Origin of the sequence: Micromonospora vulcania (assembly GCF_042658605.1) — a bacterium.
In the GTDB taxonomy this organism is placed as follows: domain Bacteria; phylum Actinomycetota; class Actinomycetes; order Mycobacteriales; family Micromonosporaceae; genus Micromonospora; species Micromonospora vulcania.
The window spans coordinates 41,853-61,906 of sequence record NZ_JBHSQS010000004.1; the positions used below are offsets into that span (position 1 = coordinate 41,853).

Here is a 20,054-nt window from a genome sequence, read left to right on the forward strand (position 1 = left end):
CGGCCTCCTCATCGGCGAGATCTCCGCACGGCCTCGTCGTAGCGCTTGGACTCGACGTCGCTCAGCTCGCGGGCGGAGAGGATGTCCCAGTCGTTGTCGGTGCCATCGGCCTCGGCGAGCAGCACCGCCAGCCGGCGGCCCCGCCGAGCGGCGGCGTAGACCACCATCACGTCGTCGCCCAGGTGGCGGATGACCCGTCGGGCGCTGTGCAGCGCCTCCCAGACTTCCCCGGGCGTGACGTCGTAGACCCTCAGGTTGGCCAACGCCTCGTCGGTGAAGCTGAACCTGCTGCCCACGTCGCGGAGCGTACCACGTACGTAACACGTAACGGGATGCGTCGAATTTCGCTGATCACGGCGTCGCGGTGACAGGATGGGGCGTAATCCCCTCGAGGAGGTTCATGGTGAAGCGTCAGGCGTACCAGCCGATTCTGATCACCGACGCCTCGCGCAGCCAGAACGATCAGCTCACCAGCCGTCAGCGCCGCTATGTCCTGATGATGGGCATCCGGGTGGCCTGCATCGTCGTTGGCGCGATCCTGGTCGGCGCGAACGCACCGCTGCTGTGGCTCTGGCTACCGTTGTGCGCCCTGGGCATGGTGCTCATCCCGTGGCTGGCCGTGCTGCTGGCCAACGACCGGCCGCCGAAGGAGCAGCACCGGTTGGCCAACCGGTTCCACCCCCGCCAGCAGGCCGACACCCCACCGATGAGCCTCACCGCCGACGAGCGTCCGCACAAGGTCATCGACGTCGAACCCTGACCCGCGTACGGGCCAGGGTCCAACGGGTCACGGCCGGGGCCGGGCGCCGATGGTCGAGACGGCCAGGGCGCCCAGTTCGGTGGCGCGGTTCAGCGCCGCCGCCGGGGTGGCACCGGCGAGCCAGGCGGTGAGCAGACCCGCGGCGAAGGCGTCACCGGCCCCGGTGACGTCCACCACCGCCACCCGCCGGGCCGGGGCCACGCTGACCGGGGCCGTCCGGTCCACCCAGACCGCGCCGGCCGCCCCGCGCTTGACCACCACCCGCCGGGCCGTCGCTGACAACGCCCGCCCCTGCGCCGCCGGGTCCAGCCCGCCGGCCAGCACCGTCGCCTCGTCGGCGTTGACCAGCAGCAGGTCGACATCGCGTACCCAACTCAGGAACGCCGCCGCGCCGACCCGCCGCAGCGGCGCCGCGGAGGCCGCATCGACGCTGGTGGTGAGCCCGCGCTCGCGGGCGGCGGCCAGCGCCCGCAGCCCGGCGCCGCGCGACCCGGCGTCCAACAGGGTGTACGCGGACAGGTGCAGATGCCCAGCGTCGGGCACCGCCGCGAGGGCCCGCTCGACGTGCTCGGCGCTGAGCCGCAGGTTCGCGCCCCGCTGGCTGACCATGGTGCGTTCGCCGTCGGTGGCCAGCACGATCACCGTGCCGGTCGGAGCGCCCTCGACCCGGTCGACCGCGCAGTGCACGCCCGCCCGGTCGAGTTCGGCGACGCGGTCCCGACCGGCCTCGTCCTCGCCGACCGCGCCGACGATCGTGACGTCCACCCCCTGCGCGGCGATCCACGCGGCGGTGTTGGCCGCCTGTCCGCCTCCGCCGAGACGGACCTCCGCCGCGGTGTCCGAGCCGACGGCGAGTGGCCCGGACAGCACCGCGACCACGTCGGTGAGCACATCCCCGACGACGATCACCCGGGGCGGGTGGGTCATGCCGGTGCGGCGGTGGTGCGGGCGACCGCGGCGACCGCGATCCGCGCGGCCAGGTCGGCGTTGCGCAGGATGATCCGGACGTTCACCGTCAGGCTCGCGCCCTCGGTGGCCGAGTGGAAGTGCGCCAGCAGGTACGGGGTGACGGCCTTGCCGGTCACTCCGTCGCGGTCCAGCCGGGCCAGGCCGTCGGCGAGGGTCCGGTCGTGCAGCTCCGGGTCGAGCTGCTCGTCGACGGGCAGCGGGTTGGCCACGATCAGGCCACCCGCGTGCACGGCCTGCCCGTCGCGGGCGGCGAGCACGGCGGCGATCTGCTCCGGCGAGTCCACCGACCAGTCCAGGTCGAAGCCGCCGTCGGTCAGGTAGAAGCCGGGGAACCGGCGGGTGCGGTAACCGACCACCGAGACACCGAGGGTCTCCAGCCGCTCCAGCGTCGCGCCCACGTCGAGGATCGACTTGACCCCGGCACAGACCACCGCGATCGGGGTCCGGGCCAGGGTGATCAGGTCCGCCGACTCGTCGAAGGTGTGCGCGGCCTCCCGGTGCACCCCGCCCAGCCCGCCGGTGGCGAACACCCCGATCCCGGCCGCGGCGGCCACCGCGCTGGTCGCGGCCACGGTGGTGGCGCCGTCCGCGCCGGTCGCCGCCGCCACCGCCAGGTCGCGTACGGAGAGCTTGGTCACTCCGTCGACGGTCGCCAGCCGGGTCAGCTGCGCGTCGTCCAGGCCGACCACCAGCTCGCCGCCGATCATGCCGATCGTCGCCGGTACGGCACCGGCGTCCCGGACCGCCTGCTCGATCTCCCGGGCCACCCGCAGGTTCTCTGGCCGGGGAAGACCGTGCGAGACAATGGTGCTCTCCAGTGCGACGACGGGCCGGCCGTCGCGCAGGGCGTCGGCAACGTGCGTGCCGTAGCTGATGTGAAAATCGGTCACGATGGCCCACCGTACGGGGTCCGGCCCTCGCCGGCCTCAAGTGGACCCGGCCGTGATGACCTGCCAAACTTGACGGCTGGAGGTGCAGACGTGAGCACAGAGGTTCTCGAGCGTCCGGAGTTGAAGGACGCCGACACCGGTCCCGAGATGTTCCACTACGTCCGCAAGGAGAAGATCGCCGAGAGTGCCGTCATGGGCACCTTCGTCGTCGCGCTCTGCGGGGAGACCTTCCCGGTCACCAAGGCGGCCAAGCCGGGCTCGCCGGTCTGCCCCAAGTGCAAGGAGATCTACGACTCGTACCGCGAGTGAACGCGGGCCGGCACGCCGGCCCGCGACGTAGCCTGCGGCGGTGACCACCTCCACCGCCCTGCTCCTCGCCGATCTGACCGGTGTGGCGGTGTTCGCCGCCTCCGGTGCCTCGGCGGCGGTGGCCAAACGGCTCGACCTGTTCGGTGTCGCGTTCGTCGGCTTCGTGGCCGCCCTCGGCGGCGGGATCTTCCGGGACCTGGTCATCGACGAGGTGCCGCCGCTCGCCTTCGCCGACTGGCGGTACGCCGGCACCGCCGCGGTCACCGCGCTCGCCGTCTTCTGGCTGCACCCACAGCTGGCCCGGTTGCGCACCACGGTGCTGGTGCTGGACGCGGCGGGCCTGGGGCTGTTCACCGTGACCGGCACGCTCAAGGCACTCGACGCCCGGGTGCCGGCGGTCGGGGCCTGTTTGATCGGCATGCTGACCGCGATCGGCGGCGGCCTCGGCCGGGACCTGCTGACCGCCGAGATCCCCGTGGTGCTCCGCCGGGAGATCTACGCGGTGGCCGCGCTGGCCGGATCGGTGGCCGTGACACTGCTCTACGTCACCGGGCAGACCGGGCCGGCACCGCTCACCGCAGCCGCCGTACTGGTCTTCGGACTGCGCCTGGTCGCGCTACGCCGGCGCTGGTCCGCCCCGGTGGCGACGCTGCGCCCACCGCGTACCGGCGGGGCTGATCCGCGTACCGACCGGGAGTGGTGAGCCGGCGCGGACCGCGGTGGCGGATGTGACCAGCGTGGCGTCGCCTGGGCCGGACGGCCCGCGCTGGTTATGCTGAGTCGGCCTTCGCGGCAGCTTCTGCGCGAGGGCGTTTTCATGGGCGGCGGTAATCGTGGCCTTCGACCGGAATCCGCCATCGTGCGGGCGGAGAGGAGCTTCGCGTGGCAGCCCGGACGCCGGTGCTCGAGACGTTCCCGGCACTACGCGCCTGGCAGCGCAAGGCCCTGGTGGAGTACCTGCGCCGGCGTACCGACGACTTCACCGCGGTCGCCACACCGGGTGCCGGTAAGACCACCTTCGCCCTGCGGATCGCGGCCGAACTGCTCGGTGACGGCACCGTCGAGGCGGTCACCGTGGTCGCACCGACCGAGCACCTGAAGAACCAGTGGGCGGACGCCGCCGCCCGCGTCGGCATCCAGCTCGACGCTGCCTTCCGCAACGCCGATCTGCACTCCGCGGCCGACTTCCACGGCGCGGTGGTCACCTACGCCCAGGTGGGGATGGCCCCGCAGGTGCACCGGCGGCGCACCATGACCCGGCGCACCCTGGTCATCCTCGACGAGATCCACCACGCCGGTGACTCCCGGTCCTGGGGTGACGGGGTGAAGGCCGCCTTCGACCCCGCCGTACGCCGACTGATGCTCACCGGTACGCCGTTCCGCTCCGACGACAACCCGATCCCGTTCGTCAGCTACGAGCGGGGCGGTGACGGGCTGCTGCGCTCCCGCGCCGACTCGGTGTACGGCTACGCCGACGCGCTGCGCGACGGGGTCGTCCGCCCGGTGCTCTTCCTGGCGTACTCCGGGGAGACCCGCTGGCGGACCAACGCGGGCGACGAACTGGCCGCCCGGCTCGGCGAGCCGATGACCCAGGACCTGGTGGCGCAGGCGTGGCGTACCGCGCTGGACCCGGCCGGGGACTGGATGCCGCAGGTGCTGCGGGCCGCCGACGCCCGGCTCACCGTGCTGCGAAATGCCGGGATGCCCGACGCCGGCGGTCTGATCATCGCCACCGACCAGCAGACCGCCCGCTCGTACGCCAAGCTGATCGAGCAGGTGACCGGCGAGAAGGCCGCCGTGGTGCTCTCCGACGACCTGGGCGCGTCCGCGCGGATCGCGACGTTCGCGGCGTCCGACCAGCGGTGGCTGGTCGCGGTGCGGATGGTGTCCGAGGGGGTGGACATCCCGCGACTGGCGGTCGGGGTCTATGCCACCAGCGCCAGCACCCCGCTCTATTTCGCCCAGGCCATCGGCCGGTTCGTGCGGGCCCGTCGGCCCGGGGAGACTGCCTCGGTCTTCCTGCCCAGCGTGCCGCACCTGCTCGGGCTGGCCAGCGAGATGGAGACCGAGCGGGACCACGTGCTCGGCAAACCCAAGGAAGACGACGGTTTCGACGACGATCTGCTCGAACGGGCCCAGCGCGACGACCAGGCCAGCGGCGAGCTGGAGAAGCGCTTCGCCGCGCTCTCGGCCACCGCCGAACTGGACCAGGTGATCTTCGACGGTGCGTCCTTCGGCACCGCGGCCCAGGCCGGCACCCCCGAGGAGGAGGAGTACCTCGGCCTGCCCGGCCTACTCACCGCCGACCAGGTCTCCCTCCTGCTCACCAAGCGGCAGGCCGATCAGCTCGCCGCCCAGCGCCGCCGCAGCGCCGAGCGGGCCGCTCAGCCGGCCGCTGCGCCCACCGCAGCGCCGCCGGCACCCATGAGTGCCGCCCAGCGCCGTGTGGCCCTCCGGCGCCAACTGAACGCCCTGGTGGCCGCCCGACACCACCGCACCGGCCAGCCGCACGGCAAGATCCATGCCGAGCTACGCCGACTCTGCGGCGGCCCGCCGAGCGCCCAGGCCACCATCGAGCAGCTAGAGGAACGCATCGCCACCGTCCAGACCCTCTAGACCGATCCGCCCCACCCGATCCGCCCCACCCGATCCGCCCCACCCGATCCGCCCCGCGCTGCGGATTGCCCTGCCCTCGGCGCTTGCCCGGCCGGCAGAATCCGCGCAAGTTCAGGGAAGTTGCTGCCTCACGTGGCGTCGAGTCAGCACTTTCCCGGAAGTTGTGCGGATCTTGGGAGCGGTTGGGCGGTTGGGCGTGAGCGCACACCACGGCGATACTGACGGATCGCTTGGGTGATCAAGGCTAGCGATTTCGTCGACAAGGGTAGATGGACCTGGTAGACCAGAGCGTGGCCCTCGGTGGGCGTGTTGTCGTGTGTCACGACCTGCAACCCTCACCGAGGGCCCTGCTATGAGCCACGCGCAACGCCGGACACGATCGAACATCCGCCAGGGCAGTCGATCATCAACGAAGATCACCACACCCTGACCAGCACCGCGACTCCAGCACCCCACCCTGTCAACACCACCCCACCAGCCCAAACAGGATGAGACAAGCTCCTGGATGTAGTGGCATCCCGGCAGGGACGCGGCCACTACATCCAGGATCGAGCACGATCACGTGGTATCGGCGCGGCGCATGTGGCGCGCGGGGCGCGGTGCGGCGCATGTGGCGCGCGGGGCGCGATGCGCCGCATCCGGGGCGCGGTACAGGCGCGACGGCGCGGCACGGGCGCGGGCTGATGGTAGGGAAAAGCCGGCCGGAGACACCCTTTCGGTGTCTCCGGCCGGCTATGTCGGTTTACGGATTCAGTTCGCCATCAGATCGGCGCCTCGCCAGCTGAAGTCGGGCTCCGTTGCGAACCGCTCGGTGATCTTCACGAGATCCTCCGCGTACTTGTTCGCGTGATGCCCGCAGAACACCAGCTCGCTCCCACCCGCCAGAGTGATCCGGAGCTTACCGGCAGCATTGCAGCGGTCGCACCGTTCATCGGCGGCTGGGGGAGCCACCGTCTCGGGCGGCGGCGTGAGGGTCGGGGTCATCGCCTTCCTCCTCTGGTCGTCACCGATGAACAATCTCCTCGGTCGTTGCTCACCTATCGTGCAACATCCTCGTCGGGCCTGGACTTCCCTGTGTGCCCGCGGGGGACCGAGGTCACACATGGCAGGGACAGTGTGCCGTGCACCCAGGGTGCCACGTCAACGATCACATTCGCGCATCCGGACGATCACCATCTGGCGTTGCACGCCAGGTGGTCAAAACGACACGTTCGGTTGACGAAACCTGCTCAGTCCAGGTAATCCCGGAGAACCTGTGACCGGGACGGGTGACGCAGCTTGGACATCGTCTTGGACTCGATCTGCCGGATCCGCTCCCGGGTCACCCCGTAGACCTGGCCGATCTCGTCCAGCGTCCGCGGCTGGCCGTCGGTCAGGCCGAAGCGCAGGCGTACCACACCCGCCTCACGCTCGGAGAGCGTCTGCAGGACCTGCTGGAGCTGGTCCTGCAGCAGCGAGAACGACACCGCGTCGACCGCGACCACGGCCTCGGAATCTTCGATGAAGTCGCCGAGCTGGCTGTCGCCCTCGTCGCCGATGGTCTGGTCCAGTGAGATGGGCTCCCGGGCGTACTGCTGGATCTCCAGCACCTTCTCGGGTGTGATATCCATCTCCTTGGCCAGCTCCTCCGGCGTGGGCTCACGGCCCAGATCCTGGAGCAGCTCGCGCTGGATGCGACCGAGCTTGTTGATGACCTCGACCATGTGCACCGGGATGCGGATGGTGCGGGCCTGGTCGGCCATCGCGCGGGTGATCGCCTGCCGGATCCACCAGGTGGCGTACGTGGAGAACTTGTAGCCCTTGGTGTAGTCGAACTTCTCCACCGCGCGGATCAGTCCGAGGTTGCCCTCCTGGATCAGGTCGAGGAAGGCCATGCCGCGTCCCGTGTACCGCTTGGCCAGCGACACCACCAGACGGAGGTTCGCCTCCAGCAGGTGGTTCTTGGCGCGCTCGCCGTCACGGGAGATCCAGCCCAGGTCCCGGAACATCTCCCGGCTGAGCTTCTCTTCGCCCTCGTCGGCCGCGCGCAGTTGCTCCGCGGCGTAGAGCCCGGCCTCGATCCGCTTGGCCAGCTCCACCTCCTGCTCGGCGTTGAGCAGCGGAACCTTGCCGATCTGCTTGAGGTACGCGCGCACCGAGTCGGCGGAGGCGGTCAGCTCGGCGTCCCGCCGGGCCTGCTTGAGCGCCTCGGACTCCTCGTCGTCCCACTCGAAGTCGTTGTCGGTCGCGGAGCTCGCCGCGTCCGCCTCGGCGGCCTGGGTCAGCTCGGCCGGCTCCTCGACCACCACGTCCTCGATCGTGGCGGCCAGCTCCTCGGGGTCGATCTCACCCTCGGCGCCCTCGCCCTTGGCCTTGGTGCCGGCCTTGGCACCGGCCGCGGCGACCGTCGCCTTGGTGGCCCGGGTCGACTTGGTCGCCTTCGCCGGCGTGGCGGCACCGGCCTCGCCGGTGGCCTTGCGCGCGGCCACCTTGCGCGGGGCCGGCGTCGACGGCGCGTCGTCGGCGGCGGGGGCCTGCTTCGGGGCTGGCGCGGCGGCCTTCTTGGTGGTCTTGGCGGTGGTGGCCCGGGACGCCGGCGTGGTGGAGCGGGCCGCGGCGACGCGGCGGCGGGTGCTCGCCGACCCGTCCACCACCACGGTCACTCCCGCCTCGGAGAGTGCCCGCAGAATCTTCTTGGCCTGGGCCGGAGTCACCTCGGCGGACTCGACGGTGCGCGCGAGCTGGGCCGACGTGAGCTGACCACCGGCGCTCTGCGCGTGGGCGATCAGGGTGTCGGTGAGCGAGCGAACGTCGGCGCCGGTCTGGCGGGGTTCTGTCACGAATGACCTTCCGGAGGCGAAGAGCGGGCACGGCCGGGTCGTCCGGCGCAGCGTGGGGCGACCAGGCCGGACGATGTGGTTGAGGGGCCCCCGTGTCGCGGGCCGGCCGGTGGTCGGCGGTCCGTGGCGCGTGGGCAGGGGTGAATTGTAACGCCGTCTGCGGCGATCATCCTGCGCCGCACGGCGTACCGGCGGTGGGGACCGCCGATTCGGCGCAGATGTGGACTTTGTAAGGATGATACTCGCGCATGAGCCGGAACGCCCCGCTCGTGCGGGAAGGGGACCTGGGATGGACCGTTCGGCCCCGCCGCCACGGGAACTCTTGGCGATCGCGCTCGACGTGGCGCGGGACGCCGCGGCCACCGCGTACCGGATGCGGACCGAGGGTGTGTCCGTGGCGGCCACCAAGAGCACGGTAACCGATGTGGTCACCGCGGCGGACCGCGCTGTAGAGCGGCAGGTGGTCGACGCGCTGCACCGGCTGCGGCCGGACGACGCGGTGCTCGGCGAGGAGTACGGCACGGGCGACACCGGGCCGGTACGACCCGGCGGCGTGCGGTGGATCATCGATCCGATCGACGGCACGGTCAACTACCTCTACGGGCTGCCGTACAGCGCGGTGTCGCTGGCCGCCGAGGTGGACGGGGTGGTGGTCGCCGGCGTGGTGCGCAACGTGAACACCGGCGAGGAGTGGACCGCCACGATCGGTGGCGGGGCCTGGCGCGACGGGATCCGGTTGCGCTGTTCGGCCGAGACCGACCTGGGGCAGGCGCTGGTCGGCACCGGCTTCGGCTACGACGCCGGCCGGCGGGCGCACCAGGCTCAGGTGGTGGCCGGAATGATCGCCCACGTGCGGGACATCCGCCGTCTCGGCGCCGCCGCGCTGGACCTCTGCCTGGTCGCCGAGGGGCGGCTGGACGCGTACTTCGAGAAGGGCCTGGCCGCCTGGGACCTGGCGGCTGGCGGCCTGGTCGCGGCCGAGGCGGGTGTACGGGTCGCCGGCCTGGCCGGACGCCCGCCCGGTGCGGACCTGGTGCTCGCGGCCCCGCCCGCGCTCTTCGAGCCGCTGCACGACCGGCTCGCCGCCCTGGATGCCTCCGGCGGTCCCTGAACGGCTCCGTCGGCCCCGGCGGGCGGTGGTGACTGGTGTCGACGCCCGCCGGGGTACGGAGTCACTTGATCGGAGCGGGGCAGCTCTCCGGTGGCGCCTCCGGGGCGCCGAGGTCACCGAGGGACTGGTTGACCTCGGTCGTGGTGGCCAGCTGCTGGAAGGAACTGCCCAGCACCACGTCCACGGTGTCGTCGGTGCGCTTGGCGTCGTACACCGGCTTGGCGTTGCCCAGGAAGTACGCCTTGAGCAGGTGCGCGGAGCCGACGCCCTTGGGGCCGTACATCAGCGTCGCCACGTTGGGGATCGCCTTGGCGTTGCCGACCTTGATGACCTGGAACTTCCGATTGCGGAAATCGTCCGCCACGGCGGCGGCCCGGCCGGGCTCGTCCGTCGCGTTCAGCACGTTGATCTTGACATCCTTGGGCTCGTGCAGCGCGACGTCCGCCAGCGGCCAGCCGGCCGGGCAACCCTTGGCTGTGCCCGCGTTGCCCTGGGTGTCACGGACCATCGCGATGATGACGAAGGTCAGGGCCAGCACTGCCAGCAGACCAACCACGACGAGTGCTCGCACTCGCGCAAAACTCATCTGCGCTCCCGGACCTGAGGTGGGTGGTAGCGGTCGCGCGGACCGCCGGCCGTCGAATACGCCGCTGAGGTTAACGGTTGTCCGGCCGTCGCGTGGAAACAGTCCGACATGCCGGCGCGCCGACCGCGAACCGGGTACTACTACCCCTATCTTCGTGTCGCCTGAGTCACATTGGGAACAACTTCGCGTGCTGGGGCGTACATCTCAGCCGCGAGGGCGGTATACATGCCTCGCCCAACGGGGGGTAAGGTTCCGCGCTCGCAGGGGAGTCGCCCCAGCGGTCTCGGCCCGTCGGTCCCCGGGTCGGGTGCCCGACACAAGTGGTGGCCGGCCAACGGAACCGAAACAGCGTCGTCCGGCGTTACAACCGGAAGCGACAACATCGATATGGGAGAGTGAAAACCGATGGCCACCGACTACGACGCCCCGCGTCGCGACGAGGTCGACCTCGGCGAGGACAGCCTGGAAGAGCTCAAGGCCCGGCGCGTCGACTCACAGTCGGGCGCGGTGGATGTCGACGAGGCCGAGGTGGCCGAGAGCTTCGAGCTGCCCGGCGCCGATCTGGCCGATGAGGAGCTCACGGTCAAGGTGCTACCCATGCAGCAGGACGAGTTCCGGTGCGCCCGCTGCTTCCTGGTACACCACCGTAGCCAGCTGGCGGTCGAGCGGAACGGCGAGCTGATCTGCCGCGAGTGCGTCTGACACTCACGACACCAGCGGCGGCCTCCCTGAACGGGGCCGCCGCTGCCGGTGTAGCCGTGCGGCACGTGTGGGTACCTGCTTGACTCGTATCGGGTAGCCACAGCACCGGGAGGTTCCGACCCATGAGCGAACGAGGCGACACCACCGGCGGCGCGGACGACCTCGGCGCCACCGTCGCGGAGTTGACCGCCGACGACCTCGCGCCGGCCCGTCGTCGCCAACTGCTCACCCGGGTGGTCGGTCAGGCCCGGGCCCGTGGGCTCGCCGACCTGTTCAAGCCCCGCGCCGCCGTGCGCTGGATGGTCGACACCGTGACCGAGATCGCCCCGCACGTACCGGTGCGGGACCTGGCCACTCTGCGCCGCCACTTTCCAGGGCTGGATGACGACGCCCTGGCCGAGCGGTTGATCCGCAACGCGGCCCGGACCACCGCCGGGATCGGCGCGGCCGGCGGGGGAGTCGCCGCCGTCGAGTGGGCGGTCACACCAACCCTGCTCTCCGCGCCGGTGCTGCTCGCCGCCGAGACGGTCGCCGTGGTGGCGGTGGAGCTGAAGCTGATCGGCGAGCTGCACGAGGTGCACGGTGTGGACCTGCCAGCGGGCGGCAGCCAGCGGGCGGTCGCCCTGATCCACTCCTGGGCCACCCAGCGCGGAATCAACCCGATGGTTCCCGGCGTGGGGGTGGGCGCGGTGCTCGGCACCGCCGCTCGCAAGGAACTGCGGGACACCATGCTGCGGCGTTTCGGGCGCAACCTCACCACGCTCGGGCCGTTCCTCACCGGCGCGGCGGTGGCCAGCTACCTCAACCGCCGGGCCACCCGGTCGATGGCCGATCAGCTCCAGGTGGACCTGCGTCGGCGCGGCATCGCCCGGCCGGCGCCTCCGCCGGCCCTGCCCGGCCCGCCCACCGGCACCTGAGCGGCCCGCCCACCGGCACCTGAGCGGCCCGCCCACCGGCACCTGAGCGGTCCCGTGCTCGTCGGCGCGGCACAGGCCGACCCGACGGGTCGGGCCCGTACGTCAGCCCGGCCCGCCGGCCGTACGGTCGACGCGGGGTCGGGCGTCCCGTGCGGTCAGCACCGCCTCGGCCAGCTCGACCGGATGCCGGGTGCTCACCACCCAGAACGGGGTCGGATCGGCCGGGTCGTCGAGCACCACCTGCACGGCGCCGCCGACCCACGGCCGCTGCACCACGAAGGCGAGCGGGTCGGCGCCCACCCCGAGGACCTCCCGGCGGCCGGCGGCGTCCAGTGGCACCACGTCGGCCACGAAGCGCACCGGCAGTCGGGCGTCGTCCACCCGTAGCTCGGAGTCGGCGACCGCCACCCGGATCCGGCCCAGCCACCACAGCCCGACCGCGGTGAGCGGCAACAACACCGCGAACGGCAGCCAGGCGCGTACGCCGTCCGCACCCATCCAGACCTCGACGGCCAGCAGTGCGGCGGCCACCAGCCCGGCCAGCCACAGCCACCAGGGCAGACTCAGCCGTTCGGCGTACGCCGTGCGGGCCGCGACGGGCGGCTGACCGGCGGACGGGGAGGGCGACATGCTCACTCCTGCGAGGGTACGGCGCACGGCGGCCCGGCCAACCGGCAGGATGGCAGGGTCACCCCGATGAACCGGACGGAAGAGGAACCCGTGACCGACGTCGTACCCGTGCCCGTGCGGCTGCTCGACACCGAGCTGCCGCTGCCCGCGTACGCCCATCCCGGCGACGCCGGGGCCGACCTGGTGGCGGCCGCGGACGTGGAGCTGCCACCGGGCGGCCGTGCCCTGGTGCCCACCGGCGTCGCCATCGCGTTGCCCCAGGGGTACGTGGGCCTGGTCCATCCCCGTTCCGGCCTGGCGGCCAGGCTCGGCGTGACGGTGCTCAACGCGCCCGGTACGGTCGACGCCGGCTACCGGGGTGAGATCCTGGTCAACCTGATCAACCATGATCGGGAGACGCCAGCGAAGATCTCCCGCGGCGATCGGATCGCGCAGCTCGTGGTCCAGAGGGTCGCGCGGGCACGGTTCGAGCCGGTGGCCGAGCTGCCCGAATCCCAGCGTGGGACCGGCGGGCACGGCTCCACCGGCGGGCACGCCGGCCTGGTGCCGTCCCCGGCGGGGCAGGACCGGATCGGGCCGCAGCGGGACGAGCCGGGCCGCGGGCGGACGGAAGAGGTGGCAGGGTGAGTACGAACAGCGGAGGGCGGGCGCAGTGATCTTCTCCCGAAAGCGGGACGGTGCCGGGCGGCAAACCCGTGACGAGCGGGCCGCCGAGGTCCTCGACGAGGGCTCTGCGACGCCAGCGCTGGTGCGCGGCCCGTACGACATCTCCGAGGTCGACGACGAGGTGCAGCGGCTCGATCTGGGCAGCCTGCACATCCCGGCGATCGCCGAGGTGGAGGTGCGGGTGCAGGCCGACCCGCAGGGCGTGGTCCAGCAGGTGGTGCTGGTGCACGGGGAGAACGCGCTGCAACTCGGCGTCTTCGCCGCGCCCCGCTCCGAGGGGATCTGGGACGAGGTGCGCGAGGAGATCCGCCAGTCGCTGGTCCGCGACGGTGCCACCACCCGCGCGGTCGAGGGCGAGTACGGCACCGAGCTGTACGCCGAGGTGAACACCCAGGACGGCCCGACCAACCTGCGGTTCGTCGGCATCGACGGGCCGCGCTGGATGGTCCGCGGCGTCTTCCAGGGCCCGGTGGCCCTCGACCCGGTCATCGCCGGGCCCCTCGCCGAGTGCCTGGACGGCCTGGTGGTCGACCGGGGTCAGGAGGCGAAGCCGGTCCGCGAGCCGCTGCCGCTGCGGCTGCCCCGGGAGATCGCCGACCAGGCCGCCGCCGAGCCTGGCCAGGCCTGACCGACACGCACCGGCCCGCCGGAACCGGCCCCGTCGGCGTACGCTGGCGGCACGGTTCCGGCGTCGCCGGGGCCAGGCCGGTGCCGGTGAGCGTGGAGAGGGTGACGCGGAGGTCATGACGACCGACGAGAGCCGGGTGTCGCTGCGGCGGATCCTGCAACGGTTCACCGCCAGCGAAGCCGAGATCGACGCGCAGGAGCTGCGCCGGGAAAGCGCCGAGTGCGGTGGCATTCCAGCCCAGCAGTGCTCCCGGGGCCAGGTGGTCTCGGTGGCCGGTCGGCTGCGCACCGTGGTCTACACCCCGCGTACCAACCTGCCCACCCTCGAGGCCGACCTGTACGACGGCAGCGACGTGGTGACCCTGGTCTGGCTGGGCCGGCGGCACATCGCCGGCATCGAGCCGGGGCGGCACCTGACCGCCCGCGGCCGGGTGGCGATGCGCGACGACCGCAAGGTCATCTACAACCCGTACTACGAGCTGGACTCGCCGAAGTGACGGCGCTGCGGACGGAAGGCCGGCGATGACGACGGGACAGCACCGGGCGGCGGAGCCGGAAACGGGTCCGACGGGTCCACAGGACGACGAGCGACTGCCGACGATCGCCGAGCAGATGGCCGATCAGCTCGGCGGCTGGCGGGGGCTGGTCGAATCCAGCATCCCGGTGGTGGTCTTCGTCGTCGCCAACATCATCGGCGAACTGCGTCCCGCCGTGATCGCCTCGGTGGCCGTCGCGCTGCTGATCGCCGGGCTGCGGCTGGCCCAGCGGCGTCCGATCCGGCACGCGGTCAACGGGCTGTTCGGCGTCGGCGTCGGCGCGGCCATCGCCTGGCGTACGGGCGACGAGCGCGACTTCTATCTGCCGGGCATCCTCTACGGCATCGGCTACGGCGTCGCCCTGCTGCTCTCGGCGGTGATCCGGCAGCCGCTGGTGGGTTGGATCTGGTCGGTGCTGATGGCCAAGGGCCGCTCGGAGTGGCGGGACGACCCGAAGCTGGTGCGCACCTTCACCCAGCTGACCGTGCTCTGGGGCGTGGTCTGGCTGGCCAAGGTCGGCGTGCAGGCGGGGCTCTACCTGGCCCACCAGGACACCGCGCTGGGCATTGCCCGGCTGGCGCTGGGCTACCCGCCGTACGCGCTGCTGCTGCTGATCACGGTCTGGACGGTGCGCCGGGTCACCCGGGAGCCGCAACCGGCCCCGCTGCCCGGCGCCTGAGCGGCGACTTCCCGCCGACGGCCCCCCCGGGGGGCGGCTCAGCGCGAGCCGCGGGTCCGCTCGACGCTGTCCGGGCCGAGGATGACCGCACGGACGTCGTCCTCCACCTCGGCGGTGCAGACGAAGACCAACTCGTCGCCGGCCTCGATCGGGTCGTCCGGACTGGGCACCAGGACCCGCTTGCCGCGCAGGATCGCCACCAGCGCGGAGTCCCGGGGCAGCGGCACCGCGTGGATCGGCTGACCGACGTACGGCGCGGTCGGCGGCAGCGTGATCTCGACCAGGTTCGCCTCGCCCTGCCGGAAGGTCATCAGCCGGACCAGGTCGCCGACGGTGACCGCCTCCTCGACCAACGCGGCCATGACCCGGGGCTTGCTCACCGCGACGTCCACGCCCCACTGCTCGGTGAACAGCCACTCGTTCTCGGCCCGGTTGACCCGGGCGACCACGCGGGGCACCGCGAACTCGGTCTTGGCCAGCAGCGACACCACCAGGTTGACCTTGTCGTCGCCGGTCGCCGCGACCACCACGTCGCAGCCGGCGACGTCGGCCTCCTCCAGGCTGGCCAGCTCGCAGGCGTCGGCCAGCACCCACTCGGCGGCCGGTACCCGGTCCGGGCGCAGCATCTTCGGCTGGCGCTCGATCAGCATCACCTGGTGGCCGTTGTCGATCAGCTCCTGGGCGATCGAGCGGCCCACGTTGCCGGCGCCCGCGATGGCGATCCGCATGGCTCAGTGCCCCCCTTCCGGCGGCGTCGCCGCCACCGACGTGACCGTCGCCACGATGTCGTCGCTGACCAGCATGAAGACCTGGTCACCCTCCTGCACGACGGCGGAGGCGGTGGGCAGTGTGCCGATGCCGAACCGGATCAGGTAGGCCACCCGGGCCCCGGTCGACTCCTCCAGCGCGCGTACCGGCCGGCCGACCCAGTCCTTGTGCACGGGCACCTCGACGATCGACACGGTGCTCGTGGGGTCGCGGAAGATCTCCACGTTGCCCTCGGGCACCAGGTGCCGCAGCATCCGGTCGGCCGTCCACCGGACGGTCGCCACGGTGGGGATGCCCAGCCGCTCGTAGACCTGCGCCCGGCGCTGGTCGTAGATCCGTGCCGCGACCCGGGACACGCCGAACGTCTCGCGCGCCAACCGGGCCGAGATGATGTTGGAGTTGTCGCCGCTGGAGACGGCCGCGAAGGCGTCCGCCCGCTCGATGCCGGCCTGCCGCAGCACGTCGCCGTCGAAGCCCGCCCCGGTCACCGTGATGCCGGCGAAGTCGGGGCCGAGCCGGCGGAAGGCGTCGGCGTCCTGGTCGATCACCGCCACCGAGTGTCCCCGGGACTCCAGGCTGTGGGCGAGGGTCGACCCGACCCGGCCACAGCCCATGATCACGACGTGCACGCTGCCCTCCCCAATCCCGTACCGCTCCGGCTGCCGGTGATCCGTCGAGTGCGAGCCTGCCACGTCCGGGTCGGGAGCGGGGACCGACGGTACCGTGTCCGGTCGGCCCGCCGTGATCGCCCACCCCGGCGTCCTCGCCGTGGTGGTCGTACTCTTGGCGTTCGTGGCCAGTCCCACCTCGCTGCTGAAGCGACTCCTCCTCGGTCGACCGTTCCGGTCCGACCGGCTGGAGCACACCCTCCTGTCGAAGCGCATCGCGCTGCCCGTTTTCGCCTCCGACGCGTTGTCCAGCGTCGCGTACGCGCCTGACGAGATCCTGCTGACCCTCTCCATCGCCGGCGCCTCGGCGTTCCTGTTCTCCCCGTGGATCGCGCTGGCCGTCGTCGTGGTGATGCTCACCGTGGTGGCCAGCTACCGGCAGAACGTGCACGCCTACCCGTCCGGGGGTGGCGACTACGAGGTGGCCACGGTCAACCTGGGCCCGAAGTTCGGTGTCGGGGTGGCGAGTGCCCTGCTGGTCGACTACGTGCTCACGGTGGCGGTGTCGGTCTCCTCGGGCGTGGCCAACCTCGGCTCGGTGCTGCCGTTCGTGGCCACCCACAAGGTCATGATCGCGGTGATCGCGGTGGTCCTGCTGACCGCGGTCAACCTGCGCGGGCTGCGCGAGTCGGGCACGGCGTTCGCCATCCCCACCTACGGCTTCGTCATCGTGATCGGCGGGATGCTGCTCACCGGGTTGTTCCGGGTCTTCGTGCTGGGTGACGACCTCCGTGCGCCCAGCGCCGACCTGGTCATCCAGGCCGAGCACAGCGTGACCGGTTTCGCCCTGGTCTTCCTGCTGCTGCGGACGTTCAGCTCGGGCGCCGCCGCGCTCACCGGTGTCGAGGCGATCTCCAACGGTGTGCCGGCGTTCAAGGCACCGAAGAGCCGCAACGCCGCCACCACGCTGCTGCTGCTGGGCGCGATCGCGGTCAGCCTGCTCGTCGGGATCATCTGGCTGGCCCGGCTGACCCACCTGCAGTTCGTCGAGGACCCGGCCCTGCAGATCGTCTCGGGGCCGGACGGGTACGTGCAGAAGACGGTCACCACCCAGCTCGGCGAGACGGTCTTCGGCTCCGGCTCGTTCCTGCTCTACGTGGTGGCCGGGATGACCGCGCTCATCCTGTTCCTGGCGGCGAACACCGCGTTCAACGGCTTCCCGGTGCTCGGCTCGATCCTCGCCCAGGACCGCTACCTCCCCCGCCAGTTCCACACCCGGGGCGACCGGCTGGCCTTCTCCAACGGCATCGTCTTCCTCGCCGTCTTCGCGATCGTGCTGATCGTCGGCTTCCAGGCCGAGGTGACCCGACTCATCCAGCTCTACATCGTCGGGGTCTTCGTCTCGTTCACCCTCTCCCAGGCCGGCATGATCCGGCACTGGAACCGGCACCTGAGGACCGAGCGGGATCCGGAGGCGCGGCGCCGGATGCACCGCTCCCGGGCAATCAACACCTTCGGCATGGGTCTGACCGGTACGGTGCTGGTGATCGTCCTGATCACCAAGTTCCTGCTCGGGGCCTGGATCGCGATCGCGGCGATGGCGGTGATCTACGTGTTGATGCTCGCCATCCGGCGGCACTACGACCGGGTCGCCGCCGAGTTGACCCCGCCGGACGAGGGCCGGGCCGTGCTGCCCGCCCGCAACCACGCGATCGTGCTGGTCAGCAAGCTGCACCAGCCGACCCTGCGGGCCATCGCGTACGCCCGGGCAACCCGGCCGGACACGCTGACCGCGGTGACCGTGAACGTGGACGACAAGGACACCCGTGATCTGCAGGCCGACTGGGAGCGGCGGGAGATGGCGATACCGCTCACCGTGATCGACTCCCCGTACCGGGAGATCACCCGGCCGATCCTGGACTTCGTGGCGTCCACCCGCCGCAAGTCACCCCGCGACGTGGTCACCGTCTTCATCCCCGAGTACGTGGTCGGGCGCTGGTGGGAGAACCTGCTGCACAACCAGAGCGCGCTGCGCCTCAAGGGCCGCCTGCTGTTCGAACCGGGGGTGATGGTGGTCAGCGTGCCCTGGCAGCTCGCCTCGACCGCGAGCAAGAACCTGGACCGGCTGGACGCCACGTTGTCCCGTACCCCGGCGCGTGGGCCGCGGATGACGACGCGCGGCACACTGCCGCCGGAGGTCCCGCCGGTGGTGTCCGCACCGTCCGCCGACAGCGGTCCGGTCGAGAGCGGTCCGGTCGAGAGCGGTCCGGTCGAGAGCGGCCCGGTCGAGAGCGGCCCGGTCGGGACCGGCCGTGACTGAGCCGGGCGGCCCGCGGGCCGGGACGGCGACGCCACCGGAGCGGGGGCTGGCCGAGGCGGAGCGGGTCGAGCTGACCGTCGACGCGGTCGCTCCCGGTGGGCACTGCGTCGCCCGGGTGGACGGGCAGGTGGTCTTCGTCCGGCACGCGCTGCCCGGAGAGCGGGTGATCGCCGAGGTCACCGAGGTGCACCGCGGGTTCGTCCGAGCCGACGCGGTGACCGTGCTGGAGCCCTCGCCGGACCGGGTCGAACCACCCTGCCCGTACGCCAAGCCGGGTCTCTGCGGCGGCTGCGACCTGCAACATGTCGCGCCGGACGCGCAGCTCGCCTGGAAGGCCGCCGTGGTGCGCGAGCAACTGGTCCGCCTCGGTGGCCTGACCGACGCCGAGCTGGAGCGGCTCGGCATCCGGGTGCAGGCGCTGCCCGGCGGGCTGCTGGGCTGGCGCTCCCGGGTCCGCTACGCGGTGGACGCCGCGGACCGGGCCGGCCTGCTCAAGCACCGTTCGCACGAGGTGGTGCCGATCGACCGGTGCCGGATCGCCCACCCGGCCATCCAGCAACTGCCGGTGCTCACGCCCACGGGTGCCCGGTGGCCGGCCGCCGAGGCGGTGGAGACCGTCGCCAGCAGCGGCGGGGACGTCACCGTCGCGCAGGTCCACGAGGGCGTGGCCACCCCGGTGAGCGGGCCGACCGTGGTCCGTGAGGTCGCCGCCGGGCGGGACTGGACGCTGCCCGCGTCCGCCTTCTGGCAGGTGCACCCGGCGGCGCCGGACGCCCTGTCCACGGCCGTGCTGGAGCTGCTCGACCCGCAACCGGGCGAGTCGGCCTGGGACCTGTACGGCGGTGCCGGGCTGTTCGCCGCCGGCTTGGCCACCCGGGTCGGTCCGACCGGCCGGGTGACTCTCGTGGAGGCCGCCGCGCAGGGCGTCGCCGCCGCCCGGGAGAACCTGGCCGACCTGCCCCGCGTCGAGGTGGTGGCGGCCCGGGTGGAGACCGCGCTGGCGCGCCGACGGATCACCGGCCCGGTCGACGTGGTGGTGCTCGACCCGCCGCGCGCCGGAGCGGGTGCCCCGGTGGTCCGCGCGCTGGCCGCCGCCGGACCGCGCGCGGTGGCGTACGTGGCCTGCGACCCGGCCGCCTTCGCCCGGGACGTGCGCACCTTCGCCCAGCTCGGCTGGCGGCTGGCCGCGTTGCGGGGCTTCGACCTGTTCCCGATGACGCAGCACGTCGAGCTGGTCGGGCTGCTGCTGCCGCCCGCTGGTCGTTAGCAGGGGACCCTTCCTATACGCCAGGCGTTAATAGGGGGCCGTTCCTTCGGTCTGGCGATCGCGGCAGTGACGGGTGCCACCCGGGCGCGGTACTCGGCTCCAAGAGCCGGCCGCGCCGCCGTACCCCCCGGAACCCGGCCGACCCGCCACGCCGACCGCGAATCCGGGCCTGACCAGGGACGCGGCCGGTCGCCGACCACCCGGTCGGCGTGCGCCCGACCGGGTGGTCAGCCGGCACGGACGGATCAAGCTCGGGTGCGGCCGTGCTCGGGCC

General features: G+C 72.2%; 22 protein-coding genes. 13 read left to right on the plus strand and 9 right to left on the minus strand.

Annotated features, from left to right (window positions below; all coding sequences use genetic code 11):
• Nucleotides 1-8: 8 nt before the first annotated feature.
• Nucleotides 9-296 carry a hypothetical protein gene (locus ACFQGL_RS07160; protein WP_074318059.1) on the minus strand — a complete coding sequence of 96 codons (288 nt, stop codon included), beginning with the start codon at nt 294-296 and terminating at the stop codon, nt 9-11.
• Between the two features lie 104 nt (nt 297-400).
• Between ACFQGL_RS07160 and ACFQGL_RS07165 the strand changes: the two genes are divergently transcribed.
• The gene (locus ACFQGL_RS07165) at nt 401-760 is read left to right on the plus strand and encodes a DUF3099 domain-containing protein (RefSeq protein ID WP_377507306.1); all 360 of its coding nucleotides are present in this window, start codon (nt 401-403) and stop codon (nt 758-760) included.
• Between the two features lie 27 nt (nt 761-787).
• Here ACFQGL_RS07165 and ACFQGL_RS07170 read toward each other — a convergent pair whose 3' ends face one another.
• Nucleotides 788-1,687 carry a carbohydrate kinase family protein gene (locus ACFQGL_RS07170; protein ID WP_377507309.1) on the minus strand — a complete coding sequence of 300 codons (900 nt, stop codon included), beginning with the start codon at nt 1,685-1,687 and terminating at the stop codon, nt 788-790.
• Nucleotides 1,684-2,619, minus strand: a complete 936-nt coding sequence (locus tag ACFQGL_RS07175; RefSeq protein ID WP_377507312.1) for a pseudouridine-5'-phosphate glycosidase — start codon at nt 2,617-2,619, stop codon at nt 1,684-1,686. Before ACFQGL_RS07175 ends, ACFQGL_RS07170 begins: the two co-directional genes overlap by 4 nt.
• Before the next feature lie 90 nt (nt 2,620-2,709).
• Between ACFQGL_RS07175 and ACFQGL_RS07180 the strand changes: the two genes are divergently transcribed.
• The 3 genes from ACFQGL_RS07180 to ACFQGL_RS07190 all read left to right on the plus strand — a co-directional run bounded on the left by ACFQGL_RS07180 (nt 2,710) and on the right by ACFQGL_RS07190 (nt 5,544).
• The gene (locus ACFQGL_RS07180; protein ID WP_007456912.1) at nt 2,710-2,928 is read left to right on the plus strand and encodes a DUF3039 domain-containing protein; all 219 of its coding nucleotides are present in this window, start codon (nt 2,710-2,712) and stop codon (nt 2,926-2,928) included.
• Nucleotides 2,929-2,968: 40 nt separating this feature from the next.
• Nucleotides 2,969-3,631 carry a trimeric intracellular cation channel family protein gene (locus ACFQGL_RS07185; protein WP_377507316.1) on the plus strand — a complete coding sequence of 221 codons (663 nt, stop codon included), beginning with the start codon at nt 2,969-2,971 and terminating at the stop codon, nt 3,629-3,631.
• Nucleotides 3,632-3,810: 179 nt separating this feature from the next.
• A complete protein-coding gene (locus ACFQGL_RS07190) occupies nt 3,811-5,544 on the plus strand; it encodes a DEAD/DEAH box helicase (protein ID WP_377507319.1) in 1,734 nt (577 codons plus the stop codon).
• Nucleotides 5,545-6,294: 750 nt separating this feature from the next.
• Here ACFQGL_RS07190 and ACFQGL_RS07195 read toward each other — a convergent pair.
• Nucleotides 6,295-6,528 (minus strand): DUF7455 domain-containing protein, encoded by a 234-nt coding sequence (locus tag ACFQGL_RS07195; protein WP_030337431.1) that lies wholly within the window; start codon nt 6,526-6,528, stop codon nt 6,295-6,297.
• Between the two features lie 245 nt (nt 6,529-6,773).
• Nucleotides 6,774-8,363, minus strand: coding sequence for an RNA polymerase sigma factor (locus tag ACFQGL_RS07200; protein ID WP_377507324.1), 1,590 nt, complete (start codon nt 8,361-8,363; stop codon nt 6,774-6,776).
• 289 nt (nt 8,364-8,652) lie between these two features.
• On the opposite strand from ACFQGL_RS07200, the gene ACFQGL_RS07205 reads away from it, so the two are divergent.
• Nucleotides 8,653-9,474, plus strand: a complete 822-nt coding sequence (locus ACFQGL_RS07205) for an inositol monophosphatase family protein (RefSeq protein ID WP_377507327.1) — start codon at nt 8,653-8,655, stop codon at nt 9,472-9,474.
• 61 nt (nt 9,475-9,535) lie between these two features.
• Here the strand turns inward: ACFQGL_RS07205 and ACFQGL_RS07210 are convergent, their stop codons facing one another.
• Complete coding sequence (locus ACFQGL_RS07210) at nt 9,536-10,045, minus strand: LytR C-terminal domain-containing protein (RefSeq protein WP_377508342.1); 510 nt, start codon at nt 10,043-10,045, stop codon at nt 9,536-9,538.
• A gap of 420 nt (nt 10,046-10,465) precedes the next feature.
• On the opposite strand from ACFQGL_RS07210, the gene ACFQGL_RS07215 reads away from it, so the two are divergent.
• Nucleotides 10,466-10,762: a DUF4193 domain-containing protein gene (locus ACFQGL_RS07215; protein WP_007075406.1), complete on the plus strand. Its 297-nt coding sequence runs from the start codon at nt 10,466-10,468 to the stop codon at nt 10,760-10,762.
• A gap of 122 nt (nt 10,763-10,884) precedes the next feature.
• The gene (locus tag ACFQGL_RS07220; RefSeq protein WP_377507330.1) at nt 10,885-11,679 is read left to right on the plus strand and encodes a hypothetical protein; all 795 of its coding nucleotides are present in this window, start codon (nt 10,885-10,887) and stop codon (nt 11,677-11,679) included.
• 102 nt (nt 11,680-11,781) lie between these two features.
• Here the strand turns inward: ACFQGL_RS07220 and ACFQGL_RS07225 are convergent, their stop codons facing one another.
• Nucleotides 11,782-12,315, minus strand: coding sequence for a DUF3093 domain-containing protein (locus ACFQGL_RS07225; RefSeq protein WP_377507333.1), 534 nt, complete (start codon nt 12,313-12,315; stop codon nt 11,782-11,784).
• 60 nt (nt 12,316-12,375) lie between these two features.
• Between ACFQGL_RS07225 and dut the strand changes: the two genes are divergently transcribed.
• From dut to ACFQGL_RS07245, 4 genes are all read left to right on the plus strand, one after another.
• The gene (dut, locus tag ACFQGL_RS07230) at nt 12,376-12,936 is read left to right on the plus strand and encodes a dUTP diphosphatase (RefSeq protein WP_377507336.1); all 561 of its coding nucleotides are present in this window, start codon (nt 12,376-12,378) and stop codon (nt 12,934-12,936) included.
• 25 nt (nt 12,937-12,961) lie between these two features.
• Nucleotides 12,962-13,603, plus strand: a complete 642-nt coding sequence (locus ACFQGL_RS07235; protein WP_377507339.1) for a DUF3710 domain-containing protein — start codon at nt 12,962-12,964, stop codon at nt 13,601-13,603.
• Nucleotides 13,604-13,718: 115 nt separating this feature from the next.
• Complete coding sequence (locus ACFQGL_RS07240) at nt 13,719-14,099, plus strand: OB-fold nucleic acid binding domain-containing protein (RefSeq protein ID WP_377507341.1); 381 nt, start codon at nt 13,719-13,721, stop codon at nt 14,097-14,099.
• Nucleotides 14,100-14,124: 25 nt separating this feature from the next.
• A complete protein-coding gene (locus ACFQGL_RS07245; protein WP_377507344.1) occupies nt 14,125-14,817 on the plus strand; it encodes a DUF3159 domain-containing protein in 693 nt (230 codons plus the stop codon).
• A gap of 38 nt (nt 14,818-14,855) precedes the next feature.
• Here ACFQGL_RS07245 and ACFQGL_RS07250 read toward each other — a convergent pair whose 3' ends face one another.
• Both ACFQGL_RS07250 and ACFQGL_RS07255 read right to left on the minus strand, forming a co-directional pair.
• Nucleotides 14,856-15,545, minus strand: coding sequence for a potassium channel family protein (locus ACFQGL_RS07250; protein ID WP_377507347.1), 690 nt, complete (start codon nt 15,543-15,545; stop codon nt 14,856-14,858).
• Between the two features lie 3 nt (nt 15,546-15,548).
• Complete coding sequence (locus tag ACFQGL_RS07255; protein ID WP_377507350.1) at nt 15,549-16,214, minus strand: potassium channel family protein; 666 nt, start codon at nt 16,212-16,214, stop codon at nt 15,549-15,551.
• 163 nt (nt 16,215-16,377) lie between these two features.
• Here ACFQGL_RS07255 and ACFQGL_RS07260 point away from each other — a divergent pair, with 163 nt between their 5' ends.
• Together ACFQGL_RS07260 and ACFQGL_RS07265 are read left to right on the plus strand one after the other, a co-directional pair.
• Entirely contained in the window at nt 16,378-18,513 is a 2,136-nt protein-coding gene (locus tag ACFQGL_RS07260) for an APC family permease (protein ID WP_377508345.1), read from the plus strand.
• Nucleotides 18,506-19,780: a class I SAM-dependent RNA methyltransferase gene (locus ACFQGL_RS07265; RefSeq protein ID WP_377507353.1), complete on the plus strand. Its 1,275-nt coding sequence runs from the start codon at nt 18,506-18,508 to the stop codon at nt 19,778-19,780. Before ACFQGL_RS07260 ends, ACFQGL_RS07265 begins: the two co-directional genes overlap by 8 nt.
• Nucleotides 19,781-20,054 lie beyond the last annotated feature (274 nt).